The sequence below is a fragment of the Ruegeria sp. BI12 genome, assembly GCF_056537985.1.
In genome coordinates this window covers 82375-99608 of record NZ_JBQFSL010000004.1, presented here as the reverse complement: position 1 = coordinate 99608, position 17234 = coordinate 82375, and the positions used below count along the sequence as shown (strand labels likewise).

The 17234-nt window shown below is 57.6% G+C and carries 21 protein-coding genes; 8 read left to right on the top strand and 13 right to left on the bottom strand.

What is annotated here, in order from left to right; genetic code table 11:
- The first annotated feature begins 26 nt into the window (after positions 1-26).
- Positions 27-974, top strand: coding sequence for a transcriptional regulator GcvA (locus tag ACR0AK_RS21725; protein ID WP_480794945.1), 948 nt, complete (start codon positions 27-29; stop codon positions 972-974).
- Complete coding sequence (yddG, locus tag ACR0AK_RS21720; RefSeq protein ID WP_480794944.1) at positions 971-1837, top strand: aromatic amino acid exporter YddG; 867 nt, start codon at positions 971-973, stop codon at positions 1835-1837. The genes ACR0AK_RS21725 and yddG overlap by 4 nt, the downstream gene beginning before the upstream one ends.
- Here yddG and ACR0AK_RS21715 read toward each other — a convergent pair.
- From ACR0AK_RS21715 to ACR0AK_RS21705, 3 genes are all read right to left on the bottom strand, one after another.
- The gene (locus tag ACR0AK_RS21715) at positions 1834-1998 is read right to left on the bottom strand and encodes a YdcH family protein (protein ID WP_170350663.1); all 165 of its coding nucleotides are present in this window, start codon (positions 1996-1998) and stop codon (positions 1834-1836) included. The two genes, yddG and ACR0AK_RS21715, sit on opposite strands and share 4 nt — an antisense overlap.
- 121 nt (positions 1999-2119) lie before the next feature.
- Positions 2120-2893, bottom strand: a complete 774-nt coding sequence (locus tag ACR0AK_RS21710; protein ID WP_480794943.1) for a tRNA1(Val) (adenine(37)-N6)-methyltransferase — start codon at positions 2891-2893, stop codon at positions 2120-2122.
- Positions 2890-3105 (bottom strand): putative signal transducing protein, encoded by a 216-nt coding sequence (locus tag ACR0AK_RS21705; RefSeq protein ID WP_037316655.1) that lies wholly within the window; start codon positions 3103-3105, stop codon positions 2890-2892. Before ACR0AK_RS21705 ends, ACR0AK_RS21710 begins: the two co-directional genes overlap by 4 nt.
- A 56-nt stretch (positions 3106-3161) precedes the next feature.
- Here ACR0AK_RS21705 and ACR0AK_RS21700 point away from each other — a divergent pair, with 56 nt between their 5' ends.
- Positions 3162-4160, top strand: a complete 999-nt coding sequence (locus tag ACR0AK_RS21700) for a polyprenyl synthetase family protein (protein ID WP_480794942.1) — start codon at positions 3162-3164, stop codon at positions 4158-4160.
- Here the strand turns inward: ACR0AK_RS21700 and ACR0AK_RS21695 are convergent.
- The 4 genes from ACR0AK_RS21695 to soxR all read right to left on the bottom strand — a co-directional run bounded on the left by ACR0AK_RS21695 (position 4153) and on the right by soxR (position 9018).
- Positions 4153-4974, bottom strand: a complete 822-nt coding sequence (locus ACR0AK_RS21695) for a 4-(cytidine 5'-diphospho)-2-C-methyl-D-erythritol kinase (protein WP_480795064.1) — start codon at positions 4972-4974, stop codon at positions 4153-4155. The two genes, ACR0AK_RS21700 and ACR0AK_RS21695, sit on opposite strands and share 8 nt — an antisense overlap.
- A complete protein-coding gene (locus ACR0AK_RS21690) occupies positions 4964-6676 on the bottom strand; it encodes a tetratricopeptide repeat protein (protein WP_480794941.1) in 1713 nt (570 codons plus the stop codon). Before ACR0AK_RS21690 ends, ACR0AK_RS21695 begins: the two co-directional genes overlap by 11 nt.
- Before the next feature lie 104 nt (positions 6677-6780).
- Positions 6781-8427: an electron transfer flavoprotein-ubiquinone oxidoreductase gene (locus ACR0AK_RS21685; protein ID WP_480794940.1), complete on the bottom strand. Its 1647-nt coding sequence runs from the start codon at positions 8425-8427 to the stop codon at positions 6781-6783.
- A 135-nt stretch (positions 8428-8562) separates the two neighbouring features.
- A complete protein-coding gene (soxR, locus tag ACR0AK_RS21680) occupies positions 8563-9018 on the bottom strand; it encodes a redox-sensitive transcriptional activator SoxR (RefSeq protein ID WP_480794939.1) in 456 nt (151 codons plus the stop codon).
- 88 nt (positions 9019-9106) lie between these two features.
- Here soxR and ACR0AK_RS21675 point away from each other — a divergent pair, with 88 nt between their 5' ends.
- The 3 genes from ACR0AK_RS21675 (at position 9107) to ACR0AK_RS21665 (ending at position 11105) form a co-directional block, all read left to right on the top strand.
- Positions 9107-9487, top strand: a complete 381-nt coding sequence (locus ACR0AK_RS21675; protein WP_480794938.1) for a VOC family protein — start codon at positions 9107-9109, stop codon at positions 9485-9487.
- 140 nt (positions 9488-9627) lie between these two features.
- Positions 9628-10098, top strand: a complete 471-nt coding sequence (gene greA / locus ACR0AK_RS21670; protein WP_170562645.1) for a transcription elongation factor GreA — start codon at positions 9628-9630, stop codon at positions 10096-10098.
- Between the two features lie 14 nt (positions 10099-10112).
- Complete coding sequence (locus ACR0AK_RS21665) at positions 10113-11105, top strand: hypothetical protein (RefSeq protein WP_480794937.1); 993 nt, start codon at positions 10113-10115, stop codon at positions 11103-11105.
- Here ACR0AK_RS21665 and ACR0AK_RS21660 read toward each other — a convergent pair whose 3' ends face one another.
- From ACR0AK_RS21660 to ACR0AK_RS21640, 5 genes are all read right to left on the bottom strand, one after another.
- Positions 11106-12371 (bottom strand): molybdopterin-binding protein, encoded by a 1266-nt coding sequence (locus ACR0AK_RS21660; RefSeq protein WP_480794936.1) that lies wholly within the window; start codon positions 12369-12371, stop codon positions 11106-11108.
- Entirely contained in the window at positions 12368-12859 is a 492-nt protein-coding gene (gene mobB, locus ACR0AK_RS21655) for a molybdopterin-guanine dinucleotide biosynthesis protein B (protein WP_480794935.1), read from the bottom strand. The genes ACR0AK_RS21660 and mobB overlap by 4 nt, the downstream gene beginning before the upstream one ends.
- The gene (gene mobA, locus ACR0AK_RS21650; protein WP_480794934.1) at positions 12856-13500 is read right to left on the bottom strand and encodes a molybdenum cofactor guanylyltransferase MobA; all 645 of its coding nucleotides are present in this window, start codon (positions 13498-13500) and stop codon (positions 12856-12858) included. The genes mobB and mobA overlap by 4 nt, the downstream gene beginning before the upstream one ends.
- A gap of 59 nt (positions 13501-13559) precedes the next feature.
- Positions 13560-14513, bottom strand: a complete 954-nt coding sequence (locus ACR0AK_RS21645; RefSeq protein ID WP_480794933.1) for an AEC family transporter — start codon at positions 14511-14513, stop codon at positions 13560-13562.
- Between the two features lie 110 nt (positions 14514-14623).
- Positions 14624-15565 carry a formate dehydrogenase accessory sulfurtransferase FdhD gene (locus tag ACR0AK_RS21640; protein ID WP_480794932.1) on the bottom strand — a complete coding sequence of 314 codons (942 nt, stop codon included), beginning with the start codon at positions 15563-15565 and terminating at the stop codon, positions 14624-14626.
- On the opposite strand from ACR0AK_RS21640, the gene ACR0AK_RS21635 reads away from it, so the two are divergent.
- Both ACR0AK_RS21635 and ACR0AK_RS21630 read left to right on the top strand, forming a co-directional pair.
- Positions 15564-16280 carry an AzlC family ABC transporter permease gene (locus tag ACR0AK_RS21635; protein ID WP_170562628.1) on the top strand — a complete coding sequence of 239 codons (717 nt, stop codon included), beginning with the start codon at positions 15564-15566 and terminating at the stop codon, positions 16278-16280. The genes ACR0AK_RS21640 and ACR0AK_RS21635 overlap by 2 nt on opposite strands.
- Positions 16277-16609 carry an AzlD domain-containing protein gene (locus tag ACR0AK_RS21630; protein ID WP_170562625.1) on the top strand — a complete coding sequence of 111 codons (333 nt, stop codon included), beginning with the start codon at positions 16277-16279 and terminating at the stop codon, positions 16607-16609. The genes ACR0AK_RS21635 and ACR0AK_RS21630 overlap by 4 nt, the downstream gene beginning before the upstream one ends.
- On the opposite strand, the gene ACR0AK_RS21625 is transcribed toward ACR0AK_RS21630, so the two are convergent.
- Positions 16598-17230, bottom strand: coding sequence for a hypothetical protein (locus ACR0AK_RS21625; protein WP_170562622.1), 633 nt, complete (start codon positions 17228-17230; stop codon positions 16598-16600). The genes ACR0AK_RS21630 and ACR0AK_RS21625 overlap by 12 nt on opposite strands.
- Positions 17231-17234 lie beyond the last annotated feature (4 nt).

The following is a 17234-nucleotide window of genomic DNA, read 5'->3' as shown; positions in this document are numbered from 1 at the left end:
TTCAGTTAAGATATTCTTGTGCATCTATGAGCGATTATCTTCCCCCTCTGACAGCTTTACGCGCTTTTGACGCCGCTGCACGCCATATGTCATTTGCGAAGGCCGCCGAAGAATTGCGTGTGACCCCCGCGGCCCTGTCTTTCCAAATCAAATCACTGGAGGAACATCTGGGCCGCCCCCTGTTTCACCGACTGAACCGCGCGGTGGAACTGACCGAAGCGGGACGCGTCCTTGCTCCTGGTGCCGCCGAAGGTTTCGCAGCGCTGCAGGCCGCATGGCGATCCGTGCGACGGCAAGGTAACGATACCTCTTTGACAGTGACCGCCGGACCAGCTTTGACCGCTAAATGGTTGGCGCCGCGCCTGTATGAATTTGCGCGTACGCATCCCGAGATTGACCTCAAGTTCTCGGCAACATTGCGGATCATGGACCTTGAACGTGATGACGTGGATGTCGCTATTCGGTTTGGCTACGGAGGCGATGAAGGGCTGTATTCCCTGCCCGTGCGCAAGGAATGGTTGACCCCGGTGATGACGCCAGAACTGGCCGAGCAGTTCCCAACGCCCGACAGCCTCAGAGATGCTCCCTTGATCTTTGATGATTCAATTGCGTTCCTGCAGCCGCCCAGCGACTGGCCAACCTGGTTTCGAGCAGTCAGAGTTGATTTTGCGCCTGCCCACGGAGCTCATTTTTCGAACGCAGACCACGCGATTGATGCTGCGGTTGCCGGAGTTGGCATTGTATTGGGACGCCGCGCGATGATCCTGAAGGACCTTACCGAGGGTCGCCTTGTCGCACCGTTCAAAACGGCCATTGAAACCCGGGGTCGGTTTCGGTTTCTGTGCTTGCCAGGCGCAGAAAACAGGCCTCAGATCGCTGCGTTCCGTGACTGGTTCATGGCCGAGATCGAAAAGACCGCGCATATCTCGGACGAATTCAACATTATCCCGGTCGAAGAGGTTCAGAGCCTATGACCAAATCCCGAGCCACGGCCATCGGGTTTGTAGCCGTCCTGCTGTGGTCTCTGCTGGCCCTTTTCACAGTCGGGTCGGCCCCTACGCCGCCACTGTTACTTAATACAATCTGCTTTTCTATCGGTGGAGTTTTGGGTCTGATCTGGACCTGGCGCAGTGGCGGGTTGCGGCAGTTAAAAGAGATTCCATGGACCACCTATCTGTTCGGCACAGCCGGGTTGTTCGGCTATCACGCGCTTTATTTCTCGGCCCTGCGCACGGCTCCTGCAGCCGAGGCGGGTTTGATCGCCTATCTCTGGCCCTTGCTCATCGTGTTGTTTTCCGGCCTCTTGCCGGGCGAACATCTACGCATCGGACATTTGTTCGGCGCCTGCCTTGGATTCGCAGGGGCCGCCGTGATTATCGGCGGTGCTGGCAGCACAGGGTTTCAGACCGACCACCTGCCCGGCTACGGGTTGGCCTTGCTATGCGCGCTTACATGGTCCGGCTACTCGGTTCTGTCGCGCCGACTGGGGAATACACCAACAAGCTCTGTGGCCGTTTTCTGCATTGCTACGGCTATAGCCTCTGGTGCACTGCATCTCGCAGTCGAGGATACTGTATGGCCCCCCAGCGCCTTTGGCTGGGCGTCCGTGATCGCATTGGGCTTAGGGCCGGTGGGACTGGCGTTCTATGTCTGGGATATCGGGGTCAAGCAAGGCGACATTCAGATACTGGGCACGGCATCGTACGCAGCACCCCTGTTGTCTACGCTGGCATTGGTTGTTGCCGGGATCGCCGCCCCGTCCTGGGGTCTGGCGATCGCGGCCGTGTTAATTACTGGCGGCGCGTGTATTGCTGCGCGAGCTAGTATGAAAACCTAGGCTGACAGGCGTTCGATCTCTTCCTTTAGCTTTAGTTTTTGTTTTTTGAGTTGCGCGATATGGAGATCATCGATGCCTGGCGAGCGTTGGGCCTGTTCAACTTCAAGACCGAGAGTTTCGTGCTTTTTCTTCAGTTCGGTCAGATGTGCGCTCACGCTCATGGCGATACTCCTTCGTTGGTGTCTCAGGTTCACGTAAGAATTTGACCACATCGTTTCCAGCCTGTCACGCTGCAGACGCACAGAATCTGTAATAAATCCGACAAATTCGGCTGGTTAATGCCTATTGAACGGAAAACCCAGGCAACGCAGCCCCTTTGCGCAATACGTCCGATATCTGCGGCGTATAGCTTTCGCCATCACGTTCGTGCCGATCCCCGCTGTGTAAAACCACTGGCGCATGCAGCTGAAAATCGGCGCGACCACCCTTTCTGGCCCGTAAAATCACCAATTCGGCTTTGCGGCCAGATCTGGCGACCAGTGGGAGGATCTCAACCGATCCTAACCGCCCTTCGCATGCCGCCAGCATGTCAGGAAGACGATTGGCTTTCTGGATCATGTGCAAATACCCACGCGGCGCGAGGCGCTTGGATGCGCAGCTAAACCAGTTTTCCAAAGGCGTTTGCTCGCCCAATGCGATACTACGCCCCGCGTCATCTGCCGGGCTATGCGCACCAGCACGGTAATAGGGTGGGTTGGCGATCACGTGATCAAATTGTCGTGTTTTGAGCCTAGCCGGCAAGGCACCAAGGTCAGCCTCTACAACCTCCAGCCGCGCAGTGTTTTCAGCCGCATTTCGGCGCGCCAAATCAGCATAGCTTGCCTGCAGCTCGACCCCAACGGCCTGCAGGTGCGAAACACGCGCCAACAGACACAGGATCGCGGCACCTGCACCGCAGCCCAGTTCCAACACGGTGTGACCACGTGTCGCCGGGACAGCCGCCGCCAGCAGAACCGGATCAACACCCGCGCGATATCCCGCGCGCGGCTGCAACAGACGCACACGTCCGCCCAAAAAGTCGTTTTGGGTCAATTCACTGTCGGAAAACAGGCTCATCTGCCAAGCGGGATTTCGTTGTCACGCATGACCCGTTCTGCGCGGGTCAGGTCATCGGCCCGCACCATCAGGCGGCGCGGAAAGATTCCTATGCCTCCTTCGAGGATGCTCATATTTACGTCCATCTGAAAGCAGTCTATATCCTCGCCCTCAAGAAGGGCGGAAGCAAAAGCCAGAATCGTCGGATCGGTGCTGCGCAGTAGTTCTTTCATGGGGATTGATGTAAGGGCAAGGCAAGGCGGAAGTCGAGCCTTGTATCAGGAGAGTGATGAACATCGACACGATCTCGAAACCGCATGAGCGACTGGCCGAGATTCTGGACGGCGAAATGGACGCCGTAAACCAGTTGATCCGCACGCGTATGGCCTCGGAACATGCACCGCGTATACCGGAAGTGACAGCGCATCTGGTTGAGGCGGGCGGCAAGCGTCTGCGCCCGATGCTGACGCTGGCAGCCGCTCGGATGTTCAATTATCCGGGCGATCACCACGTGCGCCTCGCCGCAACGGTCGAGTTCATTCACACCGCAACCCTGCTGCACGACGATGTCGTTGACGAAAGCGCTCAGCGGCGTGGCCGCCCCACTGCGAACCTGTTGTGGGACAACAAATCCAGCGTTTTGGTAGGCGACTACCTGTTCTCCCGCAGTTTCCAGCTGATGGTTGAGACCGGTTCCCTGCGTGTGCTGGACATTCTGGCCAATGCCTCGGCGACCATTGCCGAGGGCGAGGTGCTGCAAATGACCGCCGCCACCGATCTGGGCACTACCGAGGCAATTTACTTGCAGGTCGTGCGTGGCAAGACCGCTGCACTGTTCTCAGCCGCAACCGAGGTGGGCGGCGTGATCGCCGGGGCGTCAGAAGATCAGGTTAAGGCATTGTACGACTATGGCGATGCGCTGGGGATTGCATTCCAGATCGCCGATGACCTGCTGGATTACCAGGGGGACAGCAAGGCGACCGGCAAAAATGTCGGCGACGACTTCCGTGAGCGTAAGCTGACTTTGCCGGTCATCAAAGCCATCGCACAGGCCTCCCCGGAAGAGCATGCCTTTTGGGAGCGCACAATTGGCCGCGGCCGTCAGGAAGACGGCGATCTGGACCAAGCGCTGAGCCTGATGAACAAATACGGCACGTTGGACGCCACACGCTCGGATGCGTTTGGGTGGGCCGCCAAAGCCAAATCTTCGCTGGACGCATTGCCGGATCACGAGATCCGGTCGTTACTGCGTGACCTGGCCGATTACGTGGTTTCGCGCCTTAATTGAGCAGCGTTGCGCGGCACCACCAGTCAGGATGGGCCGCGCCAATCTCATAAGCGGCAAAATGGGCCGCATTCATGGTCGGATAGAGCGCGAAACAAGTCGAACCAGAGCCTGACATACGGGCCATTAAAGCATCTCTTGTATCTGATAGATCATCCAGAACGCGGGCGACCTCGGACGCTAGGTTCTTTGTTGGTGTTTCAAGGTCATTGCGTTGTGCCAGCAGCCAATTACTGCAGGTTTCAGGCGTCTCAAGGGCCGGGATATTTTCAGGCATTGGCGCGTTGTCGCGACTCTGCAGAGCAGAGAAGACGGCACCGGTAGGAACCTCCACACCGGGATTGACCAAAAGAGCTGGCAATCGCGGCAGTGAAACGGGCTGCAACTGTTCGCCGATACCCTGCATCCGGGTGGCATTGGCCGCCACGCAAACCGGTACATCCGCACCAAGGGTCAGGGCCGTCTCGTCAGGGATCGCACCACCGTGATCTGCAATCATGCGCAGCGTCGCCGCAGCGTCCGAGGATCCCCCGCCAATCCCGCCTCCGTGCGGCAACACTTTGTTCAGGTTGATGTGCCCGGTCCATCTGGCAGCAGCAGCAGCTTTCCAAACCAGATTTCGGTCGTCTGTCGGCACCCCTTCGGCGTGTTCACCTATGACGGACATCGACAACGTCGGCCCCGGTGTGAACTCCAGCGCGTCACCGACATCCGCAAAGACGACCAGCGAATCCAACAGGTGATACCCGTCCGCGCGGCGGCCGGTCACATGCAAGGTCAGGTTAATCTTTGCAGGCGCGAAGCCCTTAACCCTCATTAGCGACATTCAGGGGATCGGCGCCTTCTTCCACCAAAACCGCGTCCAGCCCAACTTCAAGCTTGCGACGGATGCGGTCCGGATCAGCTTCACCATCTGTGTCTTCTGGGTCAACAAAAGACAGCGCGCGTTTCCACTGGAATTCAGCTTCGCGGGCGCGCCCCACAGCCCAGTACACATCGCCCAGGTGATCATTCACTACTGGATCGACAGGCATCAACTCGACCGCGCGCTCCATATGTGCAACGGCTTCGTCGTAGCGACCCAGACGGAACAGAACCCACCCAAGACTGTCAACAATATAGCCGCTGTCCGGGCGCGCAGCGACAGCGCGTTCGATCATGTCCAGCGCTTCGTCCAGCTTTTCCTGACGTTCAACCAGCGAATAGCCCAGATAGTTCAGAACTTGCGGCTGATCGGGGTTCAATTCCAGCGCGCGCCTGAAATCAGCTTCGGCCAAATCCCAGTTCTTGAGACGTTCATGCGAGATACCGCGGGCGTAGTACAGAAACCAGTTACCGCTGACGCCCTGCTCGGTCAGTTCGATAGCCGTGTCATAGGTCGCAACGGCATCAGTATAGTTCTCTTGCCGTCTTTGCAGATCGGCCAGGGCCACGTGCACACTGGGTAGGTCAGGGCTTTGCGCCGCAAGGTTCTGCAGAACTTCGGCCGCTGCATCTGTTTTTCCTGAACGGCCCAGAACCTCGGCTCGGCCCAACTCGGCCGCGTGGTAGTCACTGCTAGTTGAAGGCACCATGCGATAGGCTTCGACGGCCAGGTCATATTGTTCGAGCGCATCCAGCAACTCGGCACTCAGAAGGATGGCATCGACATGGTCCTGGCGCAGGAACGCTGCAATCCGGGCGTAGAGCAGAACGTAATCTTGTGACGCTTCGCTGCTGAGCGCTGCACCGACAGAAAAGAAGACCTCGGCCATACCGTCCTGAGCGGACTGAACATGTGTGAACGGCAGCGTTTCACCAGCCTTCAGACGGGCTACATACCCTTCAATCGACGGGTCGCTGCCAGCCGCGAAAACATCATCTAGGTATTGCACCGCATCCTCGTTGCGGTCCAGTTGCGACAGCACCTCGGTCCGGGCCAGCGCTGCACGCCGCGAGAAACGAGAGACCGCGCCATTGTTGGCAGAAAAAATCTCTTCGGCACCTTCGAAATCACCAACCGAAGCAAGCGCCAGCGCCTTGTGGAACATGGCGAATTCCCGCAGCCCCTCTTGCGTGCTGACCTCGTCAAACTTCTCCATAGCCTTGGTCATGGCACCCTGAGCCACATAGACCCAGCCCAGAACCAGCCCATCAACCAGTGGTCCGACGCCTTGGGTCTCAGGATCGCGCGCAAGCAGCTCATCCAACTTTTCGTCGGCGATCAGGTTGGCCATGATGACCATTTTTGCCGCCTGGCTTGGCAGTTGAAGCGCTTCAATGGATTGGGCAACCGGCAGCGCACGCTCAACCTCACCCAACGCAAGGCGTGCTACGACGACGTTTTCCAGTAGCTTTCCGTTTTCAGGGTCGGCCCGCAGGGCCTGCGCATAATACTTCTCGGCAGAGGTATAGTCGCTTTGATAAATCGCCTGACGTCCGGCCAGATACGACCCAGAGCCAGAATCCGACAGCGCCGGGAATGCAAATGACGAGGTTAACAGCGCGACCAATGCCGCGCGACGAACGAGGGAAGCCACCAAAATCCTGCCTTGCTATCGTTGACTGGGCAACAAGCTAGGGCTTTGACCGGAAAGAGGCAATGGCAGAGCCTTCACGACCCTGCCATTGCCCGTGTTTTCGCTTACATGTTGGGATAGTTCGGTCCGTCCCCACCCTGTGGCGTGGTCCATGTGATATTCTGGCTGGGATCCTTGATGTCACAGGTTTTGCAGTGGACGCAATTCTGGAAGTTAATGACGAATCGCGGACCATCTTCATCCTCGACCATCTCATACACGCCCGCCGGGCAATAACGCTGCGCCGGTTCATCGAACTTGGGCAGGTTGACCTTTACCGGGATCTCCGGGTCCGTCAGTTTCAGGTGGCAGGGCTGGCTTTCCTCGTGGTTGGTCATCGCGAAGGACACGTTGGTCAGACGGTCAAACGACAGCGTACCATCGGGCTTCGGATAGTCGATAGGCTGATGCTTGCTTGCCTCTTCGGTCGCCTCGGCGTCGTTTTTGCCGTGACCCAGAGTGCCCAAAAGCGAAAAGCCCAGCGTGTTGGTCCACATGTCCATACCACCCAGCATCAGGCTGGCGGTCAGACCGTATTTCGACCACAGCGGTTTGACGTTGCGCACTTTCTTTAGGTCCGCACCGATTGCGCCTTCACGCACGTCGGTCTCGTAAGCGGTCAGCTCGTCGCCCGAACGTTCGGCCTTGATGGCGTCGAATGCGGCTTCAGCCGCAGCCTTGCCCGACAGCATTGCGTTGTGGTTGCCCTTGATGCGCGGCACGTTGACCATGCCCGCCGAACAACCCAGAAGCGCCACGCCAGGTGCAACCAGCTTTGGCATCGACTGCCAGCCACCTTCGGTAATTGCACGTGCACCATAGGCCACGCGCTTGCCGCCTTTCAGCAGATCGGCCACCACCGGGTGATGCTTGAAGCGCTGGAATTCCATGTAAGGATACAGATGCGGGTTTTTGTAGTTCAGGTGAACCACGAAACCGACATAGACCTGATTGTTTTCAAGGTGGTAAATAAACGATCCGCCGCCCGCGTTGCTGCCCAGAGGCCAGCCCATCGTATGAGTTACTGAGCCTTCCTTGTGCTTGGCGGGGTCGACCTCCCAGATCTCTTTCATGCCGACGCCGTATTTCTGCGGCTCTTTGCCAGCAGACAGGTCGTACTTGGCGATGACTTCCTTGGACAGCGAGCCACGGACACCTTCCGAAAGGAAGACGTATTTGCCGTGCAGTTCCATGCCCGGCTCGGTGCCCGGGCCATAGGACCCATCAGGCTCCAGGCCGAAGACACCGGCAACAACGCCTTTGACTTCGCCATTGTCGCCATACACCAGTTCCGAACACGCCATGCCAGGGAAGATTTCTACGCCCAGCTCCTCGGCCTGTTCAGCCATCCAGCGGCAGACATTACCCATAGAGACAATGTAGTTGCCGTGATTGTTCATCAGCGGCGGCATCGGGAAGTTGGGGATGCGGATCTTGCCCGCCTCGCCCAGCATGTAGAAGTTATCTTCATGCACCGGCACGTTCAGCGGGGCGCCTTTTTCCTTCCAATCCGGGATCAGAGCGTCCAGACCGCAGGGATCCAGAACTGCTCCAGAAAGGATATGCGCGCCCACTTCCGAGCCCTTCTCGAGCACGACAACGTTCAGGTCGGCATCCAGCTGTTTCAGACGGATGGCCGCCGACAGGCCCGCGGGGCCTGCACCCACGATCACCACATCGTATTCCATCGCTTCGCGTTCAATCTCGGCCATCGCGGGCTCCTTAGCTAACTTTCCGAATTGGCGCTTTCACTGCGTGGTCTGCGCAATATTGTTTCACGGCTGATTACATGGTCTCAAAGACGTTGGTCAATCAAAACACGGCGTAACTTTGCTGCAATGCGGCAGTTATGCCTCGGGTGAGTCCCCCATCAGATACCTGGGACCGCTACCATTTGATTTGGCGCGGTCATCGGGGTTGTACAAGGCGCATTTCGGCAGACTAAGGCAACCACAACCGATGCAGCCGTCCAGATTGTCGCGCAATCGCGTCAGGGTATCGATTCGCTGATTCAGATGGGCCCGCAGACCCTTGCTGATTTTTTGCCAATCCTGCGGGGTCGGGGTGCGATTGCCCGGCAGGCCGGACAGCACCTCTCGGATCTCGGGCAGGGTCAGGCCGAACTGCTGGGCAATCATCACAAAGCTCAGGCGTCTGATGTCCGCGCGTTGATACCGCCGTTGCCCGCCCGCGTTACGCCAAGGCGATATCAGGCCTTGCGCCTCGTAATACCGGATGGCCGACACAGCCAGCCCAGTACGCTGCGCCAATGCACCAATTGCCAACCCGTCCGAAACCGCCATCACATACTCCGAAATAATACCTTGACCTAAAGTTAGGTTTAGAAATTACGGTGAGTCGGGACAAGCCTCAAGATGCAAAGGAGATCCCATGATGGCGACGCTTGAACACACCAATTTCACTGTCCGCGATCCACAGGCTTCAGCTGCGTGGATGCACAAGGTTTTCGGTTGGAAAACCCGCTGGGAAGGCCCGGCAATTGCAGGCGGTTACACGGTTCACGTAGGCAGTAAGCACACATACTTGGCACTTTACGCGCCCAGCGATCCGCAACCGTCCGGGGAAAGTAGCTATGACATCGTTGGCGGCCTGAACCATGTGGGCGTATTGGTCGAGGACATCGATACAACCGAGAAAAAGGTGATAGCCGCAGGATTCACGCCTAAGTCCCATGCGGATTATGAGCCAGGTCGGCGGTTCTACTTCAATGACGACAATGACATCGAATTCGAAGTCATTAGCTACGACTAGGCCGTAATCCGCGCGTCGCGCGACCAAGCCCCCTTGCAATTCACGCCTCATTTGGGTCAGGTATTTGATGACCCATCAAATCGCCCCGACGCTTGTCTCATGCGGCGGGGCGAAACAATTTATGCGTGGACGACAAGAACATGGAAAAAATTCCAATGACGCCTACGGGCAATGCCGCTCTTGCGGCGGAGCTGAAAAACCTCAAGTCGGTCGAGCGCCCGGCGATCATCGAAGCCATCGCCACAGCGCGCGAGCTGGGCGACCTGAAAGAGAATGCCGAATACCATTCGGCCCGTGAAAAGCAGGGCTTCATCGAAGGTCGTATCAAAGAGCTGGAAGGCATCCTGTCACTGGCTGACGTGATCGACCCGGCCAAGCTGAACGGCGCAATCAAATTTGGCGCCAAGGTAACGCTGGTGGACGAAGACACTGACGAGGAAAAGACCTGGCAAATCGTCGGCGAGTACGAGGCCAACATCGAAAACGGCCTGCTGAACATCAAATCGCCCATCGCAAGGGCATTGATCGGCAAGGAAGAAGGCGACAGTGTCGAAGTACGCACCCCCGGTGGTGTGCGGTCCTATGAAGTTCTAAGTATCGAGTATGCCTGACCGGAGCCTTGACCATGTCAGAGCCCAATCCCGAGCAAGATCCCGAACGGCCGACCCCTTTGGGTATCTATGACAAGCCTTCGCATCCTTCGGTGACCGAGATCGAGATCGTTGCCATCGTGCTTAGCGTGGTCTGGCTGATCGTGTCTGTTGTATTTCTGGTGCTTCCCGACAAGGTCGAAGGTGGCGGATTCGTCGTGACCCTGCTGGCGGTGTTCATGCCAGTGGCTATGATCTGGGTCGCCGCGACATCAATGCGCGCCAGCCGCGTCATGCGCGAGGAAAGCGCCCGGTTACAAACCGCGATTGACGCGATCCGTCAAACCTATGTGATTCAGCAACAGCGCGCGGCTAGTCTGCAAGAACCCGGTGTCAGTAAAAAACTAGATGAAATCGCTGAGGCCACCAAAAAGACGGAAACCGCGCTGGCGACGTTTTCGTCGAAACGGACCGAGCCGGTTCGGGGCGAGACCTCTGTTGATGCGGGTGACCAGACGTCATTGGAACTGGGTACGCCGGCTGAGGATATCGCGCCGCCATTGACGACCAATACCTTCATTCGGGCGCTGAACTTTCCTGAAACACAGGATGACGCCGAAGGGTTCGATGCCCTCAGGCTGGCGCTTCGGGATCGCAAGACCGCGCAACTGGTACAGGCTTCACAGGACGTACTGACACTGCTGAGCCAGGAAGGCATCTATATGGATGACCTGCGCCCGGATATGGCCCGCCCTGAAATCTGGCGGCAATTCGCGCAAGGCGCGCGCGGCCGCGCGGTTGCCGCGTTGGGCGGAATCAGAGACCGTTCTTCGCTGGCCCTGACCGCCGCAAGGATGAAGCAGGACCCGATATTCCGGGACGCAGCGCATCATTTCCTGCGCCGTTTTGATCACATGATCGTCGAATTTGAACCGTCGGCCAGCGACGCGGACCTGACTGCATTGGGCGACACACGAACCGCCCGTGCTTTCATGCTGCTTGGGCGCGTCGCGGGTACATTTGACTGATCACAACCCAAAGCTGCCATAAGGAATGAACCGCACCGGATCACCTGGCACGATGTGACAAGCGCCATCCTGAATCTCGACCAGTCCCTCAGCCCAGCTAAGTCCACTGATACGACCTGAGCCTTCCGAGGCAAAAACCTCGACCCTGCCATCACGGACGCGGGCGCGCAGATACTCGCGCCGCCCCGGTTTCTTGCGTTTCTCGAAATTGGCAGGCAGGTCGAAGCCCTGCGGTTCGGACCAACCTTCGCCCGCCATCAGACCCAACCCAGGGCGGGCAAAGATCAAAGTGCAGACCTTGGCGGCAACAGGGTTTCCCGGCAGACCAAACACGGGCGTTTCGTTCCACATACCCAACGCCAATGGGCGGCCCGGTTTCAGCGCGATCCGCCACTCCTGCATGGCCCCGGCCTCTCGCAACAATGCTGAGACGTGATCTTCATCTCCGGCAGACGCGCCGCCGCTGGTCATAATGACGTCTGCCTGCGCTGCCGACCTGTCCAACCTGTCACGCAAGTCTTCCCTGTCGTCGGACGCCCGACCCATGTCAACCGGCTCAAAACCCAGCCTTTCAATCATCGACAACAGCATTGGACGGTTGGCGTCGAAAATCTGACCGGGACCGGCGAGGTTTCCCGGTTCGACCAGTTCATCCCCGGTCGACAGCACCGCAACCCGCAACGTTTTGCGAACCGAAATCTCGGCAATCCCTGTTGCCGACAAAAGCGCGACATCAGCCGGCGTCAGCCGGCGCCCGGCGGGCAAAACCAAGTCGCCCTCTGCAACGTCCTCGCCAGCCTTGCGGGTGTTTGCGCCCTGCTTCAGCGGACCATGAAAGGCGATATGGCCGTCCTGAACGGTCACATCCTCTTCCAGTATTACCGTATCCACGCCGTCGGGCAGCGCCGCGCCGGTCAATACGCGCAGCGCGTTACCCAGCGCCACTACGCCGTCAAACGGGATACCAGCAGCGGCGCGCCCATCCTGCAGCGGCATCACCTGCGGTCCCTCGGGGGCCGCTCCGGAAAACCCATATCCATCCACAGCCGTATTCGGTTGCGGCGGGTTCGAACGCTTTGCCAAAACGTCTTCTGCAAGTATACGTCCCGAAGCCTGCTCGATCTGGGCGATTTCGACCGAAGTCACAACAGTCAACCTCGACCGCAACATCTCTAGTGCCTCGTCCACGGGCGTCCAATTGACCCCGGCAGGCAACGCAAAACAATCATTTCGCAAGGGCGGAGGCGTGATGTTTGGCGGCGTCATAGTCCGACCTCTTTCAAGATGAAATCTGCGATTGCGGAGGTGTCGTTCAGATCGAACACCGGAACCCCGACCTGCAGCGGTGTATCGCTGGCTATGGCCCGGATCGTATTGTTCTCCCCGGCCATCAGCGCATTGCCAGCCTCTGCCCTAAACGCTTCGATCTTGGGGTGTCTTTCCCGTTTGAACCCTTCGATCAGGACAAGATCGACCGGAAGAAGCCGCGCCAGAAGATCTGCCAGAGGTGGTTCGGGTGCCCCGCGCAATTCCTGCATTACCGCAATGCGCTTACCCGATGCCAGAAGCACCTCGGATGCACCGGCGTCTCGATGGCGGAAACTGTCAGTCCCAGGCTGGTCGACATCGACCGCGTGATGGGCGTGCTTGACCGTAGAAACCGTGAGGCCGCGTTTGGTGATCTCGGCAACCAAACGCTCCATCAGACCGGTCTTGCCGGCGTTTTTCCATCCGGTGACGCCGTAAGCCCTCATGCCTGCTCCAGCAGTTCTTGCGCCCGTGCCAGATCGTCGGGTGTGTTGACGTTGAAGAACGGATCGAACGGATCGGCAGGAAACAGCGCCTCGCGCCCGTTGTGCTTGTCAGTCCACTGCACGACTTTACGCAATCCGCCGTTCAAAGCGTCCCGTAGATCGTCGCGCAGCGCGACAGGCCAAAGGCCAAAGGTCGGGTGCCGGTTCACCCGTTTGCCGCCGCCCGACTTCAGAGCTTCATCACTGGTACGGGGGGTGGTTGCCAAAACCAACGGATGCACCTGACCTTCGGCGGCCCGCATCAGCCGCACGGCCAGATCACGCGGGAAAAACGGCGTGTCGGCAGCCGCGGTTACGATGCTTTCGGCGCCCTGCCCTGCCGCCCAGTCAAGCCCGGCCAGAACTCCAGCCAGCGGTCCTGCGAACCCTTCTATTGTATCGGGCAGGATCGGCAGATCGAGGTTTGCAAACCGCTTGGGGTCGCCATTGGCGTTCAATGCCAGCCCGCCCACCTGCGGTTTCAAGCGATCGATCACATGAGACAGCAGACTCTGCTTACCGATTGTCAGCAGGCCCTTGTCTCCTCCGCCCATTCGGGTGGCGAGACCGCCCGCCAGGATAACACCAAGAGGGGTATTCATTGCCGTACCTTGTTGCCTAGATCCAAGTGATCAATTGATCGCAACTTTGTAGATCGAACTCAATTCAATTGGAACGCTGTTGGATGCAGTTGGTGCAGGACAAACAGCCACAGGATCAAAGTCACCACCGCCAGAAGCGAAGTCGCGGAGACTATATGAGCGGCAAGCTGAGGCTCCTGATCATAATGTTTAGCCAAGAGGAAGATGCTTTTAGCCGTAGGGGCCGCCGCTGAAACCGTTGCCGCAATGGTCCAAAGCGGGTCCAGCCCGATCAGATGTGCCGCAAGCAGCACGAGCCCCGGAACTACGAGAAGCTTCATTATTGACAGAAACAAGATCATCGGACCGGTTTGAAGGATCGTACGCACGCTTGTGGTGAACCCGATCGCGAACAAGGCAACTGCCGCCAGCGCCTGACTCATCAACTCCAAATAGTCCGAAACAGCCTGAGAAAACCCAATGCCCGTAAAAGAATAGACAACGCCTAACAAAGTTGCAGCGATAATCGGGTTTTTCAGGACATTGGCGACAATCTTGTAAACGGGCGTCCTCTTGCTTGCCTTATGCCCTGCAGACGTTTCGAGAATGGTGGTCAAAACCAACAGCAAAATGGCGACAACAAGGTTCGCCAAAACTGCCGGCAAAGCCCCTTTTGACCCGAAAATCGCGTGGAGAATGGGCAACGCAACCAACGCTGTGTTTGAAGCAACACCAGCAAAGGCTAACACGGTTGCGGATCCGACCTGATAACTCGTCAACGTTTTCAGGCAGATGAATAAAACAGCAAAAAGAACCAGGAGTGTACCGCCGTAGGACAGATAAAACCCATAGTTCAGAAGGTTCTCGAAATCCTCCTGACCAATCAGGTAGAACATGATCGCAGGGATCAGGACATACACCGCAAATTGCACCAGAGCCTCGGATGTGTCCTCGCTCAGAAGTTTTGTCCACGAAAACACGTAGCCCGTCAGGATCACCGCAAAGACCGGTGCAATTAAGCTGATTAACTCCATAGCGCCCTCAGGTTGCTAACACCCAATATCTCACTTCGATTTGCCCCACCTTAGGGCATATCCTGTGGAATTCGCAGAGTTTTTTCGAAGTGACGGCACACTGAAGAAATTCAGGACTGAGAGCTTTTTCTTTTATGCTTCTTATCTTCGACCGGAACGCTCGAAGGATCAACATCGCGCACCAGACGATCTTCTCCTGACAAACACACAAAACGTTGCCCACGCATCCGGCCAATCAGCGTCAGTCCAACCTCGCGCGCGATCTCGACGCCCCAGGCGGTGAAACCTGACCGAGAAGCCAGAACCGGAATGCCCATCATCGCCGTTTTGATTACCATCTCGGACGTCAGACGACCGGTGGTGTAGAGAATCTTGTCCTCAGGTGTTTCTTTTGCGGACAGCATCCAGCCCGCGATCTTGTCGACCGCGTTATGACGACCCACATCTTCCATATAGACCAGAGGGCGGTTTTCGCGGCACAGTACCGTGCCGTGGATTGCTCCGGCTTCAAGGTAAAGGGATGGAGTTCGGTTGATTTTGGCAGCAAGGTCATAAAGCCACGAAGTACGAACCTGAACCTGCGGCAGGCGCACATCCTCAAGCCCTTCCATCATATCACCAAAGACCGTGCCGACCGCACAGCCGCTGGTACGGGTCTTTTTCTTCAGCTTGTCTTCGTAGGACGTCTCGCGTGCCGTGCGTACTACCACGGTTTCCAGATCTTCATCATAGTCGACGCGCGTGATTTCATCATCCGCCAGCAACATCCCCTGATTGCGCAGGAAACCCAGCGCCAGATATTCTGGATAGTCCCCTATGGTCATCGCGGTCACGATTTCCTGTGAATTCAGGAAAATAGTCAGCGGGCGTTCCTCGACCACCGAGATCTGACTGACCTCGCCATTCTGATCCACGCCTTCGACCGCGCGGGTCAGGCGCGCCGCACCGGGATCGGGGGCGATGATGTAGTCTGACAGGTTCTGTTTCGTGGCCAATTGCAACCCTTTCCCAAGACCGCTACTGCTGCGGGGATCACCATAGGATTTAGCCATGGCAGACACCACATCCAAGTCATACTTCTGGAAGGGTTTTCGCGACGGGACCCCGTTTATTTTTGTGGCAATCCCGTTTGGCACCCTGTTTGGCGTTTTCGCGACTGAAGCTGGGCTAAACATCGTGCAGACCATGGCGTTTACGTCCACGGTCTTTGCAGGTGCTGCGCAGTTTGCTGCACTGCAATTGCTGCAGGATCAGACACCAACAGCCATTATTCTCGTCTCTGCCCTTGCAGTAAATCTGCGAATGGCGATGTATTCCGCGTCGCTGACCCCTTATCTGGGGGCTGCGCCGATGTGGCAACGCGCATGTGCCGCTTATCTAACGGTCGATCAATCCTATGCCTGTTCAATCGTGCAATTCGAAAAAGAACCCAGGATGACGGTCCCGCAGCGCATGGCCTACTTTGTTGGCTCGGTCACACCCATCACGCCGCTATGGATATTTGCGACTTATCTGGGCGCAGTGCTTGGCACGCGCATTCCCGAAAGCTGGGCGCTGGACTTTGCCTTGCCGATTACATTTCTGGCCATGATCGGGCCGATGATGCGCACCCTGCCCCATGTGGTGGCTGCGCTGGTTGCCATTGTCGTTTCATTGCTGACCGTTGGCATCCCATACAATCTGGGGCTGTTGATTGCCGGGTGTGCCGGCATGATGGCAGGTGCGCAAGCCGAATTGTACGCTGAACGCAGAAAGGCCGCGGCATGACCCCCGTTGATCCCGTCACGATCTGGACCATTATTATCGGTCTCGCCATCGGCAGTTATAGCTTGCGCTTTGTCTTTATCGGCCTCGTCGGGGATCGGCCGATGCCGCCATGGCTGCTGCGCCATTTGCGCTATACCGCCGTCGCCATCCTGCCCGCCCTGATTGCACCGCTGGTTGTTTGGCCAACCGCAACCGAAGGGCAGCCCGACATTCCACGGATGGCCGCCGCCGCCGTTGCATTGACGATAGGGTTGATGACCAAAAACGTACTGGCGGCCATATTCAGCGGTGCTGCAACCCTGTACGGGTTGCTGTACTTATTGGGTTGAGACCGTTTCCAGTTGGTTCAGCGTCGCGTTGTTGGCGGCCAGACCTTTTTGCAGGTCGGCATCGTCGTTCTCACGATACTCAGTGGTCACGACCCCCGGAAGCTGACCGAATTGCTCCGACAGCTTGACTGGGAAAAAGGTCACGTTGATCTGTTCGAAACCCGGAACCTGCTTCAACAAGGACGCGGTGGAATTCGCACAATAGGCACCCGCAACCGGGCCAGATTGCTTGGCCAGCTGCAAGGCAATCTCTGCCTGTTGTGGGCTGACTTGAATGGTCTGGATGCGCGCATAGTGCGTTTCGCGCGCGTGTGAACTGCGGTATGCGCGTTCGACATTCGGGGTTATGCCGTACAGAACGTCATCCTTGATCGGAACGACATCTGCCCGGAATGACCCTGCAGGATCAAAAATCACCCTCTCGCTGCCGCTGATCATCAACGAGGTATGCGCGCCAGATCCGGTGCGCGTGCTGATCATTGTATAAAGCGTCAGGGTAGAGGGCCCCGGATCACGATAAGATCGGGCAACGACTTCAGCCTGGTCGGCCTGCGGACGCTGCGATCCCGCGCAGCCAGCAACAGTTGCTGCCAGCAGGCAGGCAATCAAAATCCGGATCACGGTC